Source organism: Sulfurovum sp. AR (assembly GCF_000296775.1).
GTDB classification, from domain to species: domain Bacteria; phylum Campylobacterota; class Campylobacteria; order Campylobacterales; family Sulfurovaceae; genus Sulfurovum; species Sulfurovum xiamenensis.
Window position 1 is genome coordinate 16,582 of sequence record NZ_AJLE01000002.1, and the last position, 17,813, is coordinate 34,394.

The 17,813-nt window shown below is 37.9% G+C and carries 23 protein-coding genes; 20 read left to right on the forward strand and 3 right to left on the reverse strand.

Annotated features, from left to right (window positions below; genetic code table 11):
• Window positions 1-71: 71 nt before the first annotated feature.
• The 7 genes from trxC (at window position 72) to SULAR_RS01670 (ending at window position 3,898) form a co-directional block, all read left to right on the forward strand.
• A complete protein-coding gene (gene trxC, locus SULAR_RS01640; protein WP_008242311.1) occupies window positions 72-500 on the forward strand; it encodes a thioredoxin TrxC in 429 nt (142 codons plus the stop codon).
• The gene (locus SULAR_RS01645) at window positions 501-1,172 is read left to right on the forward strand and encodes a response regulator transcription factor (RefSeq protein WP_008242313.1); all 672 of its coding nucleotides are present in this window, start codon (window positions 501-503) and stop codon (window positions 1,170-1,172) included. It begins immediately after the preceding gene.
• On the forward strand, window positions 1,126-2,316 hold the full coding sequence (locus SULAR_RS01650; RefSeq protein WP_008242314.1) for a HAMP domain-containing sensor histidine kinase: 1,191 nt from the start codon (window positions 1,126-1,128) through the stop codon (window positions 2,314-2,316). Before SULAR_RS01645 ends, SULAR_RS01650 begins: the two co-directional genes overlap by 47 nt.
• Window positions 2,310-2,642, forward strand: a complete 333-nt coding sequence (locus SULAR_RS01655) for a hypothetical protein (protein ID WP_008242315.1) — start codon at window positions 2,310-2,312, stop codon at window positions 2,640-2,642. Before SULAR_RS01650 ends, SULAR_RS01655 begins: the two co-directional genes overlap by 7 nt.
• 112 nt (window positions 2,643-2,754) lie before the next feature.
• Window positions 2,755-3,078: a hypothetical protein gene (locus tag SULAR_RS01660; protein WP_008242316.1), complete on the forward strand. Its 324-nt coding sequence runs from the start codon at window positions 2,755-2,757 to the stop codon at window positions 3,076-3,078.
• Window positions 3,079-3,195: 117 nt separating this feature from the next.
• Window positions 3,196-3,513 carry a hypothetical protein gene (locus tag SULAR_RS01665; RefSeq protein WP_008242317.1) on the forward strand — a complete coding sequence of 106 codons (318 nt, stop codon included), beginning with the start codon at window positions 3,196-3,198 and terminating at the stop codon, window positions 3,511-3,513.
• Window positions 3,514-3,601: 88 nt separating this feature from the next.
• Window positions 3,602-3,898, forward strand: coding sequence for a c-type cytochrome (locus tag SULAR_RS01670; RefSeq protein ID WP_008242318.1), 297 nt, complete (start codon window positions 3,602-3,604; stop codon window positions 3,896-3,898).
• 127 nt (window positions 3,899-4,025) lie between these two features.
• On the opposite strand, the gene SULAR_RS01675 is transcribed toward SULAR_RS01670, so the two are convergent.
• Window positions 4,026-4,709, reverse strand: a complete 684-nt coding sequence (locus SULAR_RS01675) for a DUF4395 domain-containing protein (protein ID WP_008242319.1) — start codon at window positions 4,707-4,709, stop codon at window positions 4,026-4,028.
• Between the two features lie 333 nt (window positions 4,710-5,042).
• Between SULAR_RS01675 and SULAR_RS10815 the strand changes: the two genes are divergently transcribed.
• Genes SULAR_RS10815 through SULAR_RS01695 form a run of 4 tightly spaced genes read left to right on the forward strand, consistent with a single transcriptional unit; the run spans window position 5,043 to window position 8,389 of the window.
• Window positions 5,043-5,501 carry a DUF4395 domain-containing protein gene (locus tag SULAR_RS10815; protein ID WP_008242325.1) on the forward strand — a complete coding sequence of 153 codons (459 nt, stop codon included), beginning with the start codon at window positions 5,043-5,045 and terminating at the stop codon, window positions 5,499-5,501.
• A complete protein-coding gene (locus SULAR_RS01685) occupies window positions 5,482-5,895 on the forward strand; it encodes an Rrf2 family transcriptional regulator (RefSeq protein ID WP_008242326.1) in 414 nt (137 codons plus the stop codon). The genes SULAR_RS10815 and SULAR_RS01685 overlap by 20 nt, the downstream gene beginning before the upstream one ends.
• 8 nt (window positions 5,896-5,903) lie before the next feature.
• Complete coding sequence (locus SULAR_RS01690) at window positions 5,904-7,163, forward strand: PLP-dependent aspartate aminotransferase family protein (RefSeq protein WP_008242327.1); 1,260 nt, start codon at window positions 5,904-5,906, stop codon at window positions 7,161-7,163.
• A 17-nt stretch (window positions 7,164-7,180) separates the two neighbouring features.
• Window positions 7,181-8,389, forward strand: coding sequence for a CAP domain-containing protein (locus SULAR_RS01695; protein WP_008242328.1), 1,209 nt, complete (start codon window positions 7,181-7,183; stop codon window positions 8,387-8,389).
• On the opposite strand, the gene sppA is transcribed toward SULAR_RS01695, so the two are convergent.
• Window positions 8,390-9,244, reverse strand: a complete 855-nt coding sequence (gene sppA, locus SULAR_RS01700) for a signal peptide peptidase SppA (protein WP_008242329.1) — start codon at window positions 9,242-9,244, stop codon at window positions 8,390-8,392. It abuts the gene before it with no gap.
• Window positions 9,237-10,451, reverse strand: coding sequence for a metal-dependent hydrolase (locus tag SULAR_RS01705; protein ID WP_008242330.1), 1,215 nt, complete (start codon window positions 10,449-10,451; stop codon window positions 9,237-9,239). Before SULAR_RS01705 ends, sppA begins: the two co-directional genes overlap by 8 nt.
• A 62-nt stretch (window positions 10,452-10,513) precedes the next feature.
• Here SULAR_RS01705 and aroQ point away from each other — a divergent pair, with 62 nt between their 5' ends.
• The 9 genes from aroQ to SULAR_RS01750 all read left to right on the forward strand — a co-directional run bounded on the left by aroQ (window position 10,514) and on the right by SULAR_RS01750 (window position 17,783).
• Complete coding sequence (aroQ, locus tag SULAR_RS01710) at window positions 10,514-11,002, forward strand: type II 3-dehydroquinate dehydratase (RefSeq protein WP_008242331.1); 489 nt, start codon at window positions 10,514-10,516, stop codon at window positions 11,000-11,002.
• A 69-nt stretch (window positions 11,003-11,071) separates the two neighbouring features.
• Complete coding sequence (locus SULAR_RS01715; protein ID WP_008242332.1) at window positions 11,072-12,091, forward strand: M24 family metallopeptidase; 1,020 nt, start codon at window positions 11,072-11,074, stop codon at window positions 12,089-12,091.
• Window positions 12,092-12,099: 8 nt separating this feature from the next.
• The gene (gene folK, locus SULAR_RS01720; protein ID WP_008242339.1) at window positions 12,100-12,594 is read left to right on the forward strand and encodes a 2-amino-4-hydroxy-6-hydroxymethyldihydropteridine diphosphokinase; all 495 of its coding nucleotides are present in this window, start codon (window positions 12,100-12,102) and stop codon (window positions 12,592-12,594) included.
• The gene (locus SULAR_RS01725; protein WP_008242341.1) at window positions 12,587-13,675 is read left to right on the forward strand and encodes a flagellar biosynthesis protein FlhF; all 1,089 of its coding nucleotides are present in this window, start codon (window positions 12,587-12,589) and stop codon (window positions 13,673-13,675) included. The genes folK and SULAR_RS01725 overlap by 8 nt, the downstream gene beginning before the upstream one ends.
• A complete protein-coding gene (locus tag SULAR_RS01730; RefSeq protein ID WP_008242342.1) occupies window positions 13,665-14,135 on the forward strand; it encodes a FliM/FliN family flagellar motor switch protein in 471 nt (156 codons plus the stop codon). The genes SULAR_RS01725 and SULAR_RS01730 overlap by 11 nt, the downstream gene beginning before the upstream one ends.
• Before the next feature lies 1 nt (window position 14,136).
• Entirely contained in the window at window positions 14,137-15,156 is a 1,020-nt protein-coding gene (mnmA, locus tag SULAR_RS01735) for a tRNA 2-thiouridine(34) synthase MnmA (protein ID WP_008242343.1), read from the forward strand.
• A gap of 126 nt (window positions 15,157-15,282) precedes the next feature.
• Window positions 15,283-16,389, forward strand: a complete 1,107-nt coding sequence (locus SULAR_RS01740; protein WP_008242349.1) for a MotA/TolQ/ExbB proton channel family protein — start codon at window positions 15,283-15,285, stop codon at window positions 16,387-16,389.
• 4 nt (window positions 16,390-16,393) lie between these two features.
• On the forward strand, window positions 16,394-17,611 hold the full coding sequence (locus tag SULAR_RS01745; RefSeq protein ID WP_008242357.1) for an OmpA family protein: 1,218 nt from the start codon (window positions 16,394-16,396) through the stop codon (window positions 17,609-17,611).
• The gene (locus SULAR_RS01750; RefSeq protein WP_008242358.1) at window positions 17,601-17,783 is read left to right on the forward strand and encodes a hypothetical protein; all 183 of its coding nucleotides are present in this window, start codon (window positions 17,601-17,603) and stop codon (window positions 17,781-17,783) included. Before SULAR_RS01745 ends, SULAR_RS01750 begins: the two co-directional genes overlap by 11 nt.
• The last annotated feature ends 30 nt before the right edge of the window (window positions 17,784-17,813 follow it).

Genomic DNA, 17,813 nt, shown 5'->3' on the forward strand with positions numbered 1-17,813 from the left:
ATGTGCTTATTTAATTTATTTGCTATAATACCTAAGAAAGTAAAAATTAATCTAAATAAGGGGTTTTTCTTATGAATGTTAATGTTGTATGTCCACATTGTCTCAAAGTGAACCGTATACCTAAGAAAGCATCATACAGTAAAGCGAACTGTGGCGGATGTAAGAACTCTTTGCTGAAGAGTGCACCTGTCTCTGTAGATGCAGACAAGCTAGGTACCTTTATAGCAAACTCGGATATTCCTGTAATCGTTGATTTTTGGGCTCCTTGGTGTGGCCCTTGTCTGCAGATGGCTCCTGCTTTTGAAGAAACTGCTTTGGCAATGCCGCTTCAGGCACAGTTCCTGAAGGTCAATACGGATGAGCAGCAGGTCCTAGGTGCCCAGTACGGTATACAGAGCATACCTACGCTCATCGTGTTTAAAAATGGTAAAGAGGTGGATAGAGTGAGTGGTGCGTTAGATGCCGGTAGACTACAAAGCTGGGTAAGGCAGTATCTGTAGATGAGTAAAATATTATTGCTGGAAGATGATGCCAATCTCAATGACACCGTCACAGAATTTCTGGAAGAGAAGGGTCATGAGGTGGTCAGTGTCTATGATGGATACGAAGCACAGGAAAAATTATATGAGAGTAAGTATGATTTGCTTCTTTTGGATGTCAACACCCCAGGTATGAATGGTTTTGATCTTTTAAAAGAGGCAAGAGAGAATGACGTGGTTGCACCGGCTATTTTCATCACATCTTTAGATTCAGTGGATGACCTAGAAAAAGGTTTTGAAAGCGGATGTGATGACTACATACGTAAACCTTTTGCTTTGAAAGAACTGCAGATACGTGTGGAAACACTGCTTAAACGTGCTTTTTATCATGAATCCAAAGAGTTGATAAAGATTGCAAAAGATATTGCCTATGACATTAAAAATAATGAACTGATCATCAATGGCAAAACGGTATCTTTGGGACATAAAGAGTCTATGCTTCTTAAACTTTTTATGAAAAATGAGGATGAGGTCATTGTCCATGAACGTATCTATAAACATTTATGGGATTTTGATGAGGAACCTAGTGATACGGCACTTCGTACTTACATTAAAAATCTTCGCAAAATCATAGGTAAGGAAAGAATTGTTAGCATTAAAAAACAAGGCTACAAATTCACTGTTGAGAAGTGAGAAAAAATCTCTATTAAGATTTTTAACACTTTATGTGGCCATGGTCATATTTTTGATCACACTGCTATCACTGTTTTATTATCAAAGTCAGGAAAAACTGATGCTTTCTGATCAGCGGGCGATGCTGACCAAATATGCGTATATCCAAACGAGAAGACTGAAAGTACTGCATCATTTTTTTCCTGAAAGAGTGGAATATCCTCGTGATCCCCGTTTCAAATCAGCGATCTATGATCTAGAACATATGAAAATATTTTCATTACTGGAAGATGAAAATGTACGTTTTGATGCGGAAGAGATCTATATTACGAATGGTCATATACATTTAGTAAAAATGCTGGATGAATTTTATTTAGGAACGAAATACCTTGTTATAGAAGTAAAAGACAGTGGTGCATGGCGAGGAGAGATATGGAAAAATATCATCACTTATGGTATGGTTGTCTTTATCTTTTTTATGCTGTTCGGACTCTATCTTGCTAAACTGTTTTTAAAGCCGATGCGGGATTCCATTGTACTGTTAGACAGGTTTATTAAGGATACGACACATGAACTTAATACACCGCTCTCTGCGATACTGGCAAATATAGAGATGATGGATACCGATGTAATGGTAGAGAAAAATAAGACCAAGCTGGCACGAATCAACATTGCAGCGAAAACAGTTTCTGTACTCTACAAAGACCTCACCTATCTTATGTTGGAAGAAGATAAAGAGAACCATGATGAAGAGATAGAGATCAAAGAGCTCATCTATAACAGAGTAGAGTATTTCTCTGTTCTAGCACAGTCAAAACATATAGCGTATGATCTTGACTTGGAAGAAACAACAATTACTATGGATAGACGCAAATTTACCAGAGTGATAGATAATCTGATATCTAATGCGATCAAATATAATAAACGTAACGGCACTATAGGCATACGATCAAGAGAAGGGTTGTTGGTGATATGGGATACAGGTATAGGTATACATGAAGAAAAAGTACCTTTCATTTTTGATCGTTATATGCGATTTAATAACAGTGAAGGTGGTTTTGGTATTGGTCTGAGCATTGTTAAAAAAATAGTAGATGAATACCATATCTCAATAGAGGTAGACTCAAAAGAAGGCGAGGGTACAAAAATGGTGTTACGATGGTAAAGCCTATCATTCTATGTTTTGTCTTGGTTTCAGGTGTGTTCGCCCAGAATGCGTATGAACGTCATTGTGTGGAGTGTCATAAAGAGTTACCCACATCACTGCAGCGTATGTTTATGCGTTATCTACTTGTCTATAGTGGTGAAGAAAATGTGAAAGCAGGGATGAAACACTATTTGAAATACCCTTTAAAAGAGATCTCTGTCATGTCTGACCTGTTTATAGACACATATGGTATTAAAGAGAAAACCAAGTTGAGTGACCGTGAAATTGATGAAGCCTTGGACATTTATTGGGATAAATATAAGGTATTTAATAAGTTGAAGTAGTTACTTATTGTCAAGCTTTAGATATATATTGGGATAAGTTTAAGGTTTTTAATAAGTTGAAGTAGTTACAATAACTTTGGATAAGGTTATATTATAAAAAAGGAAGAATGAAATGAAAAGAATAGTCACTGTACTTAGTCTTGTTGCATTTGCAATGGTTAGTACGCCTACAGTCGCATCTGCGAGTGTCAAAAAAGGTCAAAAAATATACAAGAAGAAGGTGAGAAAATATTGTGGATTCTCAGGTGTGAGATTTGCAAGACAGCATAATCAGGATGAATGGGAAGAGATATATGATGATGGTGAATTTCCAGCAGAAATGAAAAGAATTTGTCCCAAATTACCTCTAAATAAAATTAAAAAATCTTGGTGGAAACATTTGTATGAATTTACTTATGAATATGGTGAAGGTGGATCTCACGTTCCAAAGTGTTAACACAAATGTAACTTCTCGAAGCAGTTGTGAACCTTCTGCTTCTTCTTTCACACACTTCACAATATTTTCACAATTACGTGCTATTATACTTTTACCTAAAAATAAAAAGGATTATATATGAAGACTATGACTAAATTAGCAGTTGCTGCTTTACTTGGTATGACATTACTTTCATCAACTGCATCTGCAGATGTGAAAAAAGGTCAAAAAATTTATCTTAAGAAGCTAAAAGCTCCTTGTGGATTCAATGGTGTTAAGTTTGCACAATCACATACACAAGATGAGTGGGAAGCGATCCATGAAGCTGGTAAATTTGAGGCTGAAGTTAAAAAGCTTTGTCCAAAAGTAAAAAAATTCAAAGCAAAATATATTCCAGATGTATATGACTTTGCATATGAGTATGCAAGTGATTCAGGTAACGTACCATCTTGTTAAGGTATGTATCTTAAATTAAAATAGAGGTGGAACTTCTGCGTGTAGCAGAACTTCTTAATGTAATACAAATAAACTTAAAGGAATTAAAATGAAAAAAATTGCAATCGCAATGTTATTTGCTGGATCTACACTACTTATGGCTGATGGTGCTGCTGCTTACGCTAAATGTATCGGTTGTCACGGTGCAAACGGAGAAAAAGCTGCTCTAGGTAAATCTGCTATTATCACAGGTCAAGATGCAGCTAAAACAGTTGAACAACTTAACGGTTATAAAGCAGGTACACTTAACCAACACGGTATGGGTGGTCTTATGAAAGGTCAAGTAGCTTCTATGGATGATGCTACTATCAAAGCTGTTGCAGATTACATTGCAGCAATGAAATAAGTTTTTAATTTCAATTCAAAAGCCTTTTGGCTTTTGAATGTTTCTACACTCTTTTTAAAATTTCTCTCATCATTATTTAATTTACATATATTTTTTATTGTAATACAAACAAGTATTTACGTTTATATTACATACTACTTCCACATTTTCCTGTTTCACATTTCATTTGTTTCATGTATCTCTCTTCTTCTATATTAGGATCTTTAGCGTGATTCATACTATCACTTAAAAAATATAGACCGGTAAAAAACAGGACTAAGCTTGTCATTTGCAGTTTAGAGAATTGTTGTATCTTGTCTTTAGTTTTGACCACACAGACATTACCTGGACAATAGAGTGGTTTGTTCTTTTGTATCTTCTGATAGAGTATGCAACCTATACATATGCCAAATGCAGTCTCACTAAATAAAAATGTAATACAGAGTAGACAGATACCGATTTTAATTGTAGTCATGATCTCAAATATTACAATAATGAAGAACATAATCAATGAAAGTAAAAACCCGATTGACCACGCAAATCTTTTTTGTTTGGCACCCACATATTCCGGTGTTTGATTTTGTACGAAAAAACGACCTATAATGAGGCTAGGTGCATAGTTTGGGTTGATAAAGATACGTATAAAAAAGTCTATCATAAAGACCGTTACAAAAATTTTTGTAAAAATAAAATTATGTGTTATATATGAATTTACAAATGATGCAATAGCCGGCAAAAGTAATATTCCTGCACCTGCACGTGCTTCACGTTCATTTAGTACAGGTATGTCATACCCGTCTACCGATTCACCAAAATAGATATATTTCTTCATTTAAATAAAATTCCTTTTAAGCATTTATATAAGAGATTATATTGTCATTGTGTGTATAGAGTGTGTAGTATTATACCCTTTTTCTATAAAACCTATAGATTTACTTGACATTAAAAATAGATTTGGTTAAAATACAATTATAAGCACTTGTAAAAACCCTAGAGATTTACATAGACAAGGGCATTGTACATTTTTCTTGGTGATTTTAGTCTCCCCCTATACACAAGCTTAGGAAAAGGTCAATGTAGTAAATTACTCTAGGGTCTTTAGAGGTGCTAATGATACGGCGAATGGGCTTTACCCCAAAATGTTACTTCAGTGAAAGGAAAGAATATGTCTCCAAGTTGTCCGATATCTACAAGACGAGTTGACGCTAATATGGTAAGAATAATCTCTTTCCAGGTAGCTCTTTTTACGCTTTTATTTTTGATCACACAACAGAGTTTCTTTGTATGGGTTATCCTATTTGATTTCTTTATGAGAGCATTACGTCTCTTAAATTTCAGTTTATTTCAGATCATTGGTAAATTTGTACTCAAAGGATGGGGTGTTGCACCTAAACTTTGTGATGAATCACCCAAAAGATTCGCTCTGTATCTGGGACTCGTCACTTCGTTAATTATTGTAGTATTTTATTTTGCTGGTTTTATACTATTTGCTACAGTGGTAGCGGTTATTTTATTAATTTGTGCATTACTTGAGACAGTATTCGATTTTTGTATAGGATGTAAGCTATACTACGCAATACAAATCGGTAAAGGTCTTTTAGGAAATGATAGGAATATCCAGTAAAACAATTTATGCTATCGCTGCACTTCAGGAGTTAGATTCTATTCCGGATGATAAAGTTCTGAAGATAAAAGAGATAGCAGCCAATGCATCCATTCCACAAAACTTTTTGGAGCAAATACTTTTAGAACTTAAAAAGCAGGGTCTTCTTACCAGCATCAAAGGTGCACATGGCGGATACAAACTTGCAAAAAGCCTTAAAGATATCACGCTTAAAGATGTGGTACTTATCTTGGAGTCAGATATATTTGCTGATAACTATCAGACAGATAGTCAAGCTCTAAAACTCTTTTGGGATGATATTAAACAAAAAGTCTCAGCGGTTTTCGAGATCCCGTTGTCGGAACTGAAGAACTATCAACTTAAAGCCAACCAGATACTTAATTATTCAATATAGGAACAACGATGAACAATACCACTGATTTTGACTACTTCAATACCTTACTTGTACAAAATGTAGGTTCAAGAGTAGGCGCTATTGCACCTACGATCACCCCATCTGCAGCGTATGGCTATGAAAATGCCGAAGAGGCAGAAGGTATATTTGCTGCCCAGGTCAATAAACCGCTTTATGCTAGAGTAGGTAATCCGACCAATGCCAAATTGGAAGCTATCGTAGCGAAGATGGAGGGTGGATTTGGTGCCATTGCCACCTCTTCAGGTATGGGTGCTATCTCTATGGTCTGCAGTGCTTTTTTATCAGCCGGAGATGAATTGCTTTGTATTGGTGGTTTTTTTGGGGGTACCTATTCTCTGGTCAACGAAACTTTGGCACGTTTCGGTATCACCAACACTTTTTGTACCGTAGATGATTTTGAACATATTGAAGCAACACTTCAACGTGGTATCAAGATGGTTCTTTTTGAGTCTGTAGGTAATCCAAGCCTCACACTTCCTGATATACAGCGTATTATTGACCTTTGTAACCAGTATGAAACATTGGTCATGATCGACAATACTGCGACACCACTTCTGGTTAGACCGCTGGAGATGGGTGCGGACATCTCTGTGCACTCCTCAACCAAAAATATGTCTGGACACTCAGCTGCACTAGGTGGTATAGCTGTTTTCAGAGCTGTAAAAGAAGAGGGAGATAAACTGCTGAACCCGAAATATGCAGATGTACATAAAATAGTGAAAAAGATGGGGGAAAAAGCATTTATACCTATCTGTAAAAAGCGTGCTATTCGAGATTTTGGTATGACTGCCAATGCCTTTGGTTCATTTATGACCATGGTAGGATTGGAAACACTCTCACTCAGAGTAGAGAGGATCAATAAAAGTGTGGAAACTGTCGCAGCACTGCTTGATGAAAAACTGCCTGATGGGGTAAGCGTAAACCACCCGTCATTAGTGTCAAGCCCAGATCATGCACGATACAAATCAGACTTTGCACAGGGGTGCGGGCCACTACTCACTCTAGACTGTGGCACAAAAGAACGGGCATTTACCCTCCTTAACAAACTGAATCTTGTGATACAAACTGCGAACATAGGGGACAATAGAACACTTGCATTGCATATGACAAGTACCATTTACAGTGATTTTGATGAGGAGACCCGTAAATTTCTAGGTGTACATGAAGGATTGATCCGTGTTTCCATAGGCCTTGAAGATCCTAAGGCCATTGCAGAAGACTTTTTACAAGCAGCGAATGCACTGTAAGTAGCTAAGTGCGATATATGTTTCTGCGCTTTTCTCTGTTCCTCATGTTTTTGTTGGTTTCTCTTGAAGCCAAGAGTGAAGATGAAGGACTTATCTATCTCAATATGATGAGAGAAAAGAGTGGTCTTATTAAACTTAAAACCAATAAAGCTTTACACAATGCAGCTGCTTCTCACGCCCACTATCTTATACAGCATCAAAGAAATGGACATTACGAAACAAAAGGAACTTCAGCCTATACAGGTAGTACACCGTCGCAGCGTGTAGTGAAAGCAGGGTACCCTTCCACTTTTGTGATGGAAAATGTCTCTATTAATACCGTAGGTCAGAAAAAATCCATTGACAATCTTTTTTCCGCGATCTACCATCGTTTAGTATTTTTGAATTTTGATAAAGATGAGATAGGTTTGGGGGTTTTCTCCAGTAAGAAAAAAAGACAAGTGAAACATGCCTATGTCTATAATTTGGGTTCTTCAGGTATTGCAGAGCTTTGCAGAAGGCCCTTTACTTTGACACGTGGTGTCTACTATATGACAGAGATTTGCAAACAGAGTAGCAAGATGGTACCTCAGTCACTTTTTGAAGAAACAAAAAATAATGTAAGACGAAAAAACAGCGAGATCATAGTCTATCCATATGCTGAACAGACTGATATCTGGCCTGCATTTTACAATGAATCTCCAGACCCACTGCCTGGTTATGCCGTCAGTGGTTTTCCTCTTTCTGTGCAGTTCAATCCTGTCTATCATACGCATGTAAGGTTACAATCTTTTCGTTTATTTGATGAAAATGGACAAGAGATCAAAGAAACCAAGATCCTGCAGTACAACAATGATCCTAACCATATTTTGACCGAATGGGAATTCGTACTTATGCCATTGAAAAGATTGGAGTTTGATACAAAGTATACTGCAGTCTTTGAAGGTATTGCCAATGGGACTAAAGTCAAAAAACTTTGGAAATTCAGGACAGCAAAGCCTGAAGGAAAACTATACAGGGTGAGTAGGACTAAGACAACATTGGCTGTAAAGGCAGGTTCATCAGCCATACTTTACATGGTTCCGGATTCCAGAAAAGATATCTTACACAGTTACCGGTCCAGGGGAGGTATCAATGCCTCATTCCTGGATCAAAATACCTTAAAGGTGACGTTCCCGAAGAGACGTTCTTCAGGAAGGGTCAGTTTGGACTTTGGTAAGAAAAAAGTTTTCTTTGACGTACAGTAGTTAGAAGGAAGCTTTTAACCCGTAAAAATAGTTTTGTAACTGCATCATACCTTTGGTGGCAAACTGTTCCATAAAGCTTTCGAGCTTATCTTTTTCTTTCCATCTCGGATCTGTGACATTCGCAAGTTTTTCCACTTCTGCTTTGGCTTGGCTTTTTACTCCGACATGGTCTATGAGTCCTGCATCTTTGGCTCTTTTGGCCGAAAATATATGTGCATCTGCATACTCTTTTGAATGTTTTAGATCTAAGCCTCTCGCATTGGCTACATCATGTATAAACAGTTCATATGTATCTTTGGTAAGCCTTTCGAGTTCAGCACGTTCTTCTGTGGTCCATTCTCTTGTTGGTGTACCTGCTTCTTTGTAGGTACCTTGTTTGACTATTTGTGTTTTCACACCGATCGTATCCATCAATTCTTCTACATTCGCACTTTCCATGATCACCCCGATAGAGCCCACGATAGAACCTGGATTGGCAATAATGGTATTTGCATGGATAGAAGCATAGTAACTGCCACTTGTCATCATGCCAGAAGCATAGGCAACTACGGGTTTATGCTCCTTTAATGCTTTGATCGCATAGGCGATCTCAATAGAAGGGGGCACCGCTCCTCCGGGTGAATTGATGTTCAGCAGTACACCTTTGATCTTAGGGTCTTTTTGTACCTCTTCTATCTCTTTGAGTATCACATCCGCATCCATGATGGGACCTGAAAGCTGTATCTCTTGCAGATTGGCAGGTTTTAATTCAGTCGTTGAAGTGGGCATAAGCACAACAAAAGCAATGAGTAAAAAAAGCATTCCCAAAAAGTGTTGACCGATCCATTTGATCACTTTTCCTATAGCACTAAACATATTTTTCTCCTTCTATATAAACTTCGGAAACTTCTTTCGTATGCAAGATGGTCCACAGTGCCAACTCCTCTGTTCTCTTCGGTGCTTCGGGCAGTGTAACGACTGCAAAGTCCGCAAGTTTGTCAACTTCTATTTTACCACAGTTGAGGCCTAATATATCAGCGGCATCTGTAGTCACTGCACGTAGCAGTTTTTCCGAAAGTTCCTGGATCGGTATGTCATTGTGCAGCATGATCGCAGCTTTGAGTTCATCGAAGATATTGAGTGAATCGTTAGAACTTAATCCATCTGTAGCGATACTGAAAGGCAAGGATAGATCTTCAATGGCAAGCCTTCCGCATCCCAAATATCTGTTAGAGCGAGGACAATGGGCAATAGAGTGTCCTTTCTTGGTCAAATAGTCTAACTCATCCTCCGTTGCCTGCACACAGTGTGCAAAATGCGTCGGATAGGTATCAAAGGCATGCATGAACTCTTCGATATTGGTGACAGTTGTGGAGGTGTTAAAGTATTTCAGAAAAAATGCTTTGAGTGTACCGCTACTGGATTCGAGCCATTCTCTTTCGGCCTGTGATTCTAAAAAATGCGCACTAAGGGGCATCGTGTGTTTTTTGGCCAGGTTGACCGCTTTTTGCAGCAGTATCGGATGCACAGAATAGGGAGAGTGTATTGCTATGGCCGGAATGATACGAGAACGCTTCTCACATGATTGAGAGGCTCTGACACGCTCCTGAAAGTCACCATAGAGCATATCGGCGTACATGGCATTTGAGCCTATCAGTTCATTGAAAAAGACCACACGTTGAGGGGTTTTTTCACACACTTCAAGTTCATTCCCAAAACTTGAAATGGCACCAAATGTCGTGATGCCTGAACGCAGCATTTTTTGACACTCATGAAGCATCATTTCATTGTTACATGCACCCATGAGTTCTTCTCTATGTTCTATGACAGAATCAAGCCAGGGTTTGAAAGAACCATAGACCAAAGAGGTTTTATTCGCAGAAAACTCTAGATGTACATGCGTGTTGATAAATCCAGGGTAGAGTATGGAGTTTGGTTTGGTATGGATGACCTTAGCATCTGGATAACGTAGGATGAGTTCTTCTAATGGACCAATATCTTTAATGATTTCTGTAAATGCAACTGCTTGATTTTGTATGTAGCCATGGGGTGTATAGAGAAAGTCTGCATTTATTATCTTCATTTTGCCTCACATTTAATATATTTTGATAGAATAATACCTAAATTATATAAACAAGGTAGAAAATGAAAATAGTAGTGATCCAAGGTCCAAACCTCAATATGCTAGGAATCAGAGAGAAAAATATCTATGGTCCAATGAAATTAGAAGATATCCATTCGCAAATGAAGGCATTTGCTGATCAAAATAAAACAGAGATCGAATTTTTTCAAAGCAACTTAGAGGGTGAGATCGTAGATCGTATCCAGGAGTGTATCGGTGATGCTGATGGTATTATTATCAATCCAGCTGCATATACGCATACCTCTATCGCAATTCGTGATGCGATTGCTGCGGTACAGATACCTACACTTGAAGTACACCTTTCAAACATTTATCAAAGAGAAGAATTTAGACATAAGTCATTGATAGCACCTGTGTGTGCAGGTCAAATTTCAGGTATGGGGCCATTTAGTTACCACTTGGCAATGGTTGGTATGACACAAATGCTTTCAGAAGTGGCAGCAATGAGAGAACATCAAGCAAAAGCACAAGCAGCAGCACAACAAAAATAATTCTAACCCTTTCCTCTCCTCCGAGAGGAGGGCTATACCCCAATTTTAAACCAAATCAAAAGGTCACCTATGAACTACATGCTCAAAGATGAAAATGCTATTTACTATGAATGTGGCTACAGTTGTGATAATGCCCTTTATCTTTCTTTGGGAAATGAAGCATTTTTTATCACAGACAGTCGTTACACCATCGACGCCACACAAAATGTCAAAAATGCAACTGTGGTTATTGATCGTGACCTTTATGGTGCTGCCGTTTCCCTGCTCAAAAAGGCGCGGGTTAAAAAAGTGATCTTTGATCCCAAAGAGTGGAGTGTAGACGGTTTTGAGCGTGTGAGTTCCCAATGTAAAGTAAAGTTTGATCCACAGCCGGATTTTTCACATAAAAAACGTATCATTAAAAGTGATGAAGAACTGAAGATACTTGCTAAGGCAGCAAAACTTGGAGCAAAAGCGTTTAAAGCACTGGCAAAAGAGTTTTCTGCCAATGGTTTTGGTGAAAATGAATATACACTTACCTACAGAGCAAAAGGTGTTTTGAGTGACTTTGGCAAGTATGAACTGAGTTTTGATCCTATCGTGGCGGTGAATGCCAATGCTGCGAAACCTCATGCTATGCCGACATCTAAAAAATTAGCAAAGAATGATCTGCTCCTAGTGGATGCAGGATTGAAATATAAACGCTATTGTTCAGACCGTACACGTACGGTACAGGCAGATAAAGATTTTGTCTTTGAGACAAAACAGCGTTTTAAACGTAAAAAGATACAAAAAGCGTATGATACGGTGCTTAAAGCACATGATAATGCCATCGCTAAGGCACGTTCGGGAATGAAAGCGAAAAAGGTCGATGCCCTTACACGTGACATTGTGACAAAGGCAGGTTTTGGAGAGTATTATGTACACTCAACAGGACATGGGGTGGGATTAGACATCCATGAGATGCCTTATATCTCTACAAAATCAGATACGGTGATTGAGGATGGTATGGTCTACACGATAGAACCCGGGATATATATTCCCGGTGAGTTTGGTATCCGTATCGAAGATATGGTAGCGATGATAGACGGTAAAGCTGTTGTCTTGTAGGTTATGCTATGATAAGAAAGAAAATAGATGCAAGTAACACTCTAATCAGAACAAAAGAGTTTCCTTGTATTCTGTCAAGTCATAGTGGCTATAGGGCTTTATTGGGGATCGGTGGGAATATTGGTGATGTTGTACGTCGCTTTGAACATCTTTTTTACTACCTTCAAAGATCCTCACTGCTACGGATCATAGAGACGGCACCTATCTTAAAAAATCCTCCCTTTGGGTATACAGAGCAGGGAGATTTTTATAACTCTTTACTGCTTATTGAGACATTTCTAAGCCCTAAAGCGTTACTGCGGTACGTGTTGCGTGTGGAAAAGGTATTTGGGCGTAAACGACTTTTTAAAGACGGTCCTAGAACATTAGATATAGATATTATATTTTATGAAAATGTGAAAATGGAAACAAAAGATTTGACACTCCCACATCCGGGTTGGAAAGAACGAGCGTCAGTATTGATCCCATTATCAATGATGAAAGGGTATAACAATAATGGTTAATGAAACATTTGTAGCTTCTGATCCAAAAAGTGCATACGAGCAAGCCGTAGAGAAATACGGAGAGAGTGTTGAACTCATTTCAGCAAAACAGATCAAATATGAAGATGGCAAATTACGTTCTGAAGTATGTATTGCTGTACCTAAAGATCTCTTTATGGAAAAGTCTTTTGGCAAAATTTCTGTTGGGGATCATGCTTCTGAAAAAGATGAAGAGGAAACACTGTTAGCAGAACTGGGTGAACTGAAAAAGCAACTCTCTTTAATGAAAGAAGATATGCTAGATCCAGAAGATGAAAGTGTCGTACAAAAAGTAAAAAAACTTTTTATGAAAAAAGGCATTGCAAAAGTTTGGCTGGATGATATTTTAGCGTCCTTAATGGGAAGTACTATACTGGGTGATGCAACACTACTTGTTTCTTATTTGCTTGAAGAGATAGATGAAAGTCTGAAAGTACATGAAGAGACACTGGACGAGCCTAAGATCATGATGCTTGTAGGTCCAACGGGTGTAGGGAAAACAACAACTATCGCTAAACTGGCTGCTCGTTATGCCTATCTGATGGATAAACCTTATAAAGTAGCGCTTCTTAATCTTGACAGTTATAAAGTAGGTGCCTTTGAACAACTGGCACACTATGCGGATATTATGCAACTTGAGCATATTACTGTAGAGAGTGTAGAAGGTTTTGCTGCAGGGTTAGAAGCTTTGCATGATTATGATGTTATCTTGGTAGACACAGCGGGTATGTCGCCTTATGATACGAAAAAACTTATTAAAACGGTTGAGTTTGTTCAGACGGATATCCCTAGAAAACTAGAGGTCAGTCTTGTTTTCTCTGCGACGGTAAAATATGAAGATATGGATGATATTTATAATAACTTCTCATTCCTGGATATAGATTCTGTGATGATCAGTAAATTTGATGAGACAAAACATTTTGGAACGTTGTTGAATTTTATGTTATTATACAAATTACCTATGAGCTATTTCTCGACAGGTCAAGAGGTACCGGATGATCTTATAGTTGCTTCAAAAGAGTATCTTTTAGAGCAGTTTATCGGAGACTTGGATGAAGCATGAAACGCAGGCTCTTCGTTTAGCGAAGATGATGCAAAAACATATAACTTATCCGACATATGATCTGAACTTGCCACTTGTTATGGTACGAAGTAGCAAGTTAAAAAACCTCAGTCTGAATGATATACTGCTTACAGGCTTTGACAGATTAGAACTGTTATTAATGAATGGTGAAACTATCTGTGCTAAAATACGGCTCAAACCTATGCACAATACGTATGGGCCAGAAATTGTTCATATCGTTGAAGATACGATAAAACAGCCTGATAGTAAAAAATATAAAATGCTAAAGATCTCTTTTGGTACCGTCCAAAGCAAAGCGTTGGAAATAGGATCTACGATAGATATTACACATCTTGATCTAGAAAAAGTAACGCTTGTATCAGAGGGTAAAATGATCGCAGAGGGCTCTTTGGTCAATGTAGATGAAGAGATAGCAATACAAATAAAGAAAGTGAATTGATATGAAAAAGAAAGTATTAGTCGGTATGAGTGGAGGTGTAGACTCAACGGTGACATCGATACTCTTGCAAAAAGAGGGATATGAAGTTGAGGGTGTCTATATGAAACTCCATCAGAAACCTGGGTATCATGAAGAGAATTTTGCCAAAGCACAAAGAGTAGGTGAGTACCTGGGTGTAAAGGTACACTTCCTTGATCTGAGTGAAGAGTTTGATAAGCAAGTTTACAACTATTTTGTAGACAGTTATAAACAGGGACTGACTCCAAATCCCTGTGTCATGTGTAACCGTACCATCAAGTTTGGAAAGATGGTGGAGTTTGCGGACAGTATCGGTGCGGATCATGTCGCGACAGGGCACTACATCAAATGTGACGGTGAGTTTATCTATGCAGCAGATGATCCGAACAAAGACCAGAGTTATTTCCTTTGTGAAGTAAAAAAAGAGGTTCTGCCTAGATTGCTTTTCCCATTGGGTACATGGGTGAAAAAAGATGTTAAAGCCTATGCAGCCAACATAGAAGTGCTTAAAGACTTTGCCACACAAAGAGAGAGTTCTGAGATCTGTTTTGTGGAAAATACCTACGATGAAGTCTTGGCAAAGCATATGGATATCGATATGCCTGGTGAAACAGTAGATACTGAAGGAAACGTGGTCGGTACACACAAAGGATACATGCATTACACGATAGGAAAGCGTAGAGGTTTCTTTGTTGATGGTGCACATGATCCGCACTTTGTACTTGATATTAAACCTGAAACGAATCAGATCGTTGTAGGCACCAAAGAGAAACTTGAAGAGCATGAGTTTGAAGTCAAACAGATCAACCTTTTTAAAGATCTTACTGAGTTCGATTGTATGGTAAAAGTCCGTTATCGTACCACTGCAGTACCATGTCATGTGAGCATCAATGATGGAAAAGCTAGAGTAACGTTGGAAGAGCCTGTCTTTGGATTGGCAAAAGGACAGATCGCTGCATTTTATGAAGCAGACAAGTTGATCGGCGGCGGAGTCATCTGTTAAACATTAAGATGAAGTGATGTAGAATATTATTACCTTTATATTAAGGAATATTAATATAAAATCTTCTATATTTTCATTTAAACATTTTGGATATAATGGATTAATTCACTTTAAGTAGGATGCTTTATGCAACAATTTGACAGAAAAAAATCAGCTTCATGTAGTTCAAACTTTTTTATCATATTATTGATACCTTTTCTTTTTTTGTTAGGATTGATACTTGCATATTTGGGTATCTTCCCTGTGAATGTAGAGACGCATACCTTGGGTATCGTAGCATTTATATTTGTGGTATTTGTCACTTTTGTAAGACATAATGCAAATTACGCAGTGTGTCATATGAAAGGCTCTTTTGCTAATATGGAAGAGAACCTACAGGCAGCCTTACGTGAAAATGCATTAACAATCATGGGTAAGACTAAATCTACTTTACATATCAAAGAGTTTATCACTGAGTATTATGCGGATATCCGTAATGACAATTTTGCACGTGTAGCACCTTCAGTCTTTCCTATGTTGGGTATCTTGGGTACATTTGTCGCTATTGCCTTGTCGATGCCTGATTTTACAGTGAAAGATCTTAGTGCACTTGACCGTGAGATCTCTATCCTCCTTTCGGGTATCGGTACGGCATTTTATGCATCGATCTACGGTATTATGCTCTCACTTATCTGGACCTACTTTGAAAAAAGGGGTATTGCAAAAGTAGACAAGCAGATTTTTGATCTGGAAAAACTCTATGGACAGCGTGTGTGGAAAAGATCTGAATTGATCAAACATGAGCATATGCAGAGCGAGCTGAAGGACCAACAGATCGTTCAGACACTGAAAGAGACATTCAATATGGATTTTATTAAAGAGCTGAATGATCAGTATCTTAAAAATTTTACAACGATCGTACATGATACGACAAACAGTTTTACAAAGCTGACCGTACATATGCAGGAAGCTGCATCAGAATTGCGTGATACACTTGAGAATATTCAGCACAGACAAGCAAGTGTGGATGCTGTTACTACGATGGAAAAAAATATTGAAGGATTCAATGAAAATGCTCAAAACCTTCAAAAATCCATGGAACGTTTTGACGGTTCAGTAGACCATACGTTTGAAAAGATAGATGAAGAACTTGGACAGTCTGTTGAAAAGCTTTCAGAATTTGCACGTATCATCTCTGAACAGAATGAACAGATACTTGAAAACATGGCTCATTTAAAACAGCAAAAAAAGTAAAAAGATGTTTAGAAACGACAAGACAAATGCAGAAAGCAATTTCTGGATATCCTATGCAGACCTGATGGCAGGTTTGCTTTTTGTTTTCATTTTACTGATCGGTGCGATCGTATCAAAATCTGTCATATTGAAAGCAGATCTGCATACCAAAGAAGAGACTCTTTCAAAACTCTCTGAGACACTTGACGTGAAAGAGTATACATTGACCAAGTTGAATAAATCTTTGGCAGAAAGTCAAGCACTTTTAGCTGAAAAAGAGAGACTGTTGACTCTGAAAAATGCACGTATTGCCGAAGATACGATCAAATTAAGTGAAGCGGAAAAAGAACTGCAACTTCAAAATGCACGTATTGCAAAAGACCAACTACGATTGGCTGAAAATGAAAGAATCTTCAAGCTTCAGATATCTGAAATAGAAAAGCTGAATAAACAGTTACTTGAAGCGAATGCCAAACAGGATATGCTTAGCGATAAAATCATTATCGTTCAAAATCTGCTAGATGAAAACAAAAATGCATTAGATAAAACGAAAAAAAGTTTAGAAGAGTATGAAGGTAAAGTAGTGATTCTCTCTAACGAGTTGAATGAGATGAAGAACACAGTAAAAATAAAAGATGAAAAACTCTTAACGCTTCTGAATGCTATCGATGAAAGAAAAACAAAGTATGATGAACTGGTGGCAAAGCTTCAGGCACAAAAGGCAAAGATCAAATCACTGACAGGTATCAAGCTCAAAGTTGTGGCCGCACTAAAAGAGGCATTGGGTGACAAGATTGATATAGATAAAAAGACAGGGTCACTTAGACTGGCTTCCAATATACTTTTTGGAAGCGGAGAAGCAACTTTGAAGCCAGAAGCAAAAGTAGAGCTTAAAAGAGCATTTGAAGAGTACATCGGTACTCTGATCACGAATCCAAGTATCAAATCACATCTCGATAAGATCATTATTGAAGGGCATACGGACAGTGTGGGTTCATACATCTATAACTTGAACCTTTCGCAAAAACGTGCATTGGCTGTGATGGAGTATCTACTAACATTGGATTTCACGAAAAAACACAATATTCAACCACTTATGATCGCTTCGGGAAGAGCCTACCAGGATGTTATCGTTGTAGATGGTGTGGAAGATAAAGAAGCATCAAGACGTATTGAGATCAAATTTAGACTCAAAAACGAAGATGCCATGCATGAGATAGAAAAGGTTTTAGATGCGCAGTGATTTTGAACCTGTACATCTAAAACAGGCAAATGAGAAATTGGACAAGATCCTCTCATCTTTAAAATGGCCTCAAGAGCAGGAAGAAGAAATCGTAACAAAGTCTCTATGGAAAAAGTTTTTAGACTTATTCAAAAGAAACCCTTTTGAGTTACCTGAGGAGTTCAACAAATAAAACTAAAAATTTTTGTCATTGTCTCAAATT

Excerpts from the sequence above, each read along its gene's own strand:
- SULAR_RS01675 (WP_008242319.1), bottom strand. The coding sequence starts at position 4,709 with ATGAAGAAATATATCTATTTTGGTGAATCGGTAGACGGGTATGACATA.
- SULAR_RS01705 (WP_008242330.1), bottom strand. The coding sequence starts at position 10,451 with ATGAAGATAATAAATGCAGACTTTCTCTATACACCCCATGGCTACATA.
- trxC (WP_008242311.1), top strand. The coding sequence starts at position 72 with ATGAATGTTAATGTTGTATGTCCACATTGTCTCAAAGTGAACCGTATA.
- SULAR_RS01660 (WP_008242316.1), top strand. The coding sequence starts at position 2,755 with ATGAAAAGAATAGTCACTGTACTTAGTCTTGTTGCATTTGCAATGGTT.
- SULAR_RS01745 (WP_008242357.1), top strand. The coding sequence starts at position 16,394 with ATGTTTAGAAACGACAAGACAAATGCAGAAAGCAATTTCTGGATATCC.
- sppA (WP_008242329.1), bottom strand. The coding sequence starts at position 9,244 with ATGTTTAGTGCTATAGGAAAAGTGATCAAATGGATCGGTCAACACTTT.
- SULAR_RS01725 (WP_008242341.1), top strand. The coding sequence starts at position 12,587 with ATGGTTAATGAAACATTTGTAGCTTCTGATCCAAAAAGTGCATACGAG.
- SULAR_RS10815 (WP_008242325.1), top strand. The coding sequence starts at position 5,043 with ATGTCTCCAAGTTGTCCGATATCTACAAGACGAGTTGACGCTAATATG.
- aroQ (WP_008242331.1), top strand. The coding sequence starts at position 10,514 with ATGAAAATAGTAGTGATCCAAGGTCCAAACCTCAATATGCTAGGAATC.
- SULAR_RS01685 (WP_008242326.1), top strand. The coding sequence starts at position 5,482 with ATGATAGGAATATCCAGTAAAACAATTTATGCTATCGCTGCACTTCAG.
- SULAR_RS01665 (WP_008242317.1), top strand. The coding sequence starts at position 3,196 with ATGAAGACTATGACTAAATTAGCAGTTGCTGCTTTACTTGGTATGACA.
- SULAR_RS01655 (WP_008242315.1), top strand. The coding sequence starts at position 2,310 with ATGGTAAAGCCTATCATTCTATGTTTTGTCTTGGTTTCAGGTGTGTTC.
- SULAR_RS01670 (WP_008242318.1), top strand. The coding sequence starts at position 3,602 with ATGAAAAAAATTGCAATCGCAATGTTATTTGCTGGATCTACACTACTT.
- SULAR_RS01730 (WP_008242342.1), top strand. The coding sequence starts at position 13,665 with ATGAAGCATGAAACGCAGGCTCTTCGTTTAGCGAAGATGATGCAAAAA.
- mnmA (WP_008242343.1), top strand. The coding sequence starts at position 14,137 with ATGAAAAAGAAAGTATTAGTCGGTATGAGTGGAGGTGTAGACTCAACG.
- SULAR_RS01750 (WP_008242358.1), top strand. The coding sequence starts at position 17,601 with ATGCGCAGTGATTTTGAACCTGTACATCTAAAACAGGCAAATGAGAAA.
- SULAR_RS01690 (WP_008242327.1), top strand. The coding sequence starts at position 5,904 with ATGAACAATACCACTGATTTTGACTACTTCAATACCTTACTTGTACAA.
- SULAR_RS01695 (WP_008242328.1), top strand. The coding sequence starts at position 7,181 with ATGTTTCTGCGCTTTTCTCTGTTCCTCATGTTTTTGTTGGTTTCTCTT.
- SULAR_RS01715 (WP_008242332.1), top strand. The coding sequence starts at position 11,072 with ATGAACTACATGCTCAAAGATGAAAATGCTATTTACTATGAATGTGGC.
- folK (WP_008242339.1), top strand. The coding sequence starts at position 12,100 with ATGATAAGAAAGAAAATAGATGCAAGTAACACTCTAATCAGAACAAAA.
- SULAR_RS01645 (WP_008242313.1), top strand. The coding sequence starts at position 501 with ATGAGTAAAATATTATTGCTGGAAGATGATGCCAATCTCAATGACACC.
- SULAR_RS01740 (WP_008242349.1), top strand. The coding sequence starts at position 15,283 with ATGCAACAATTTGACAGAAAAAAATCAGCTTCATGTAGTTCAAACTTT.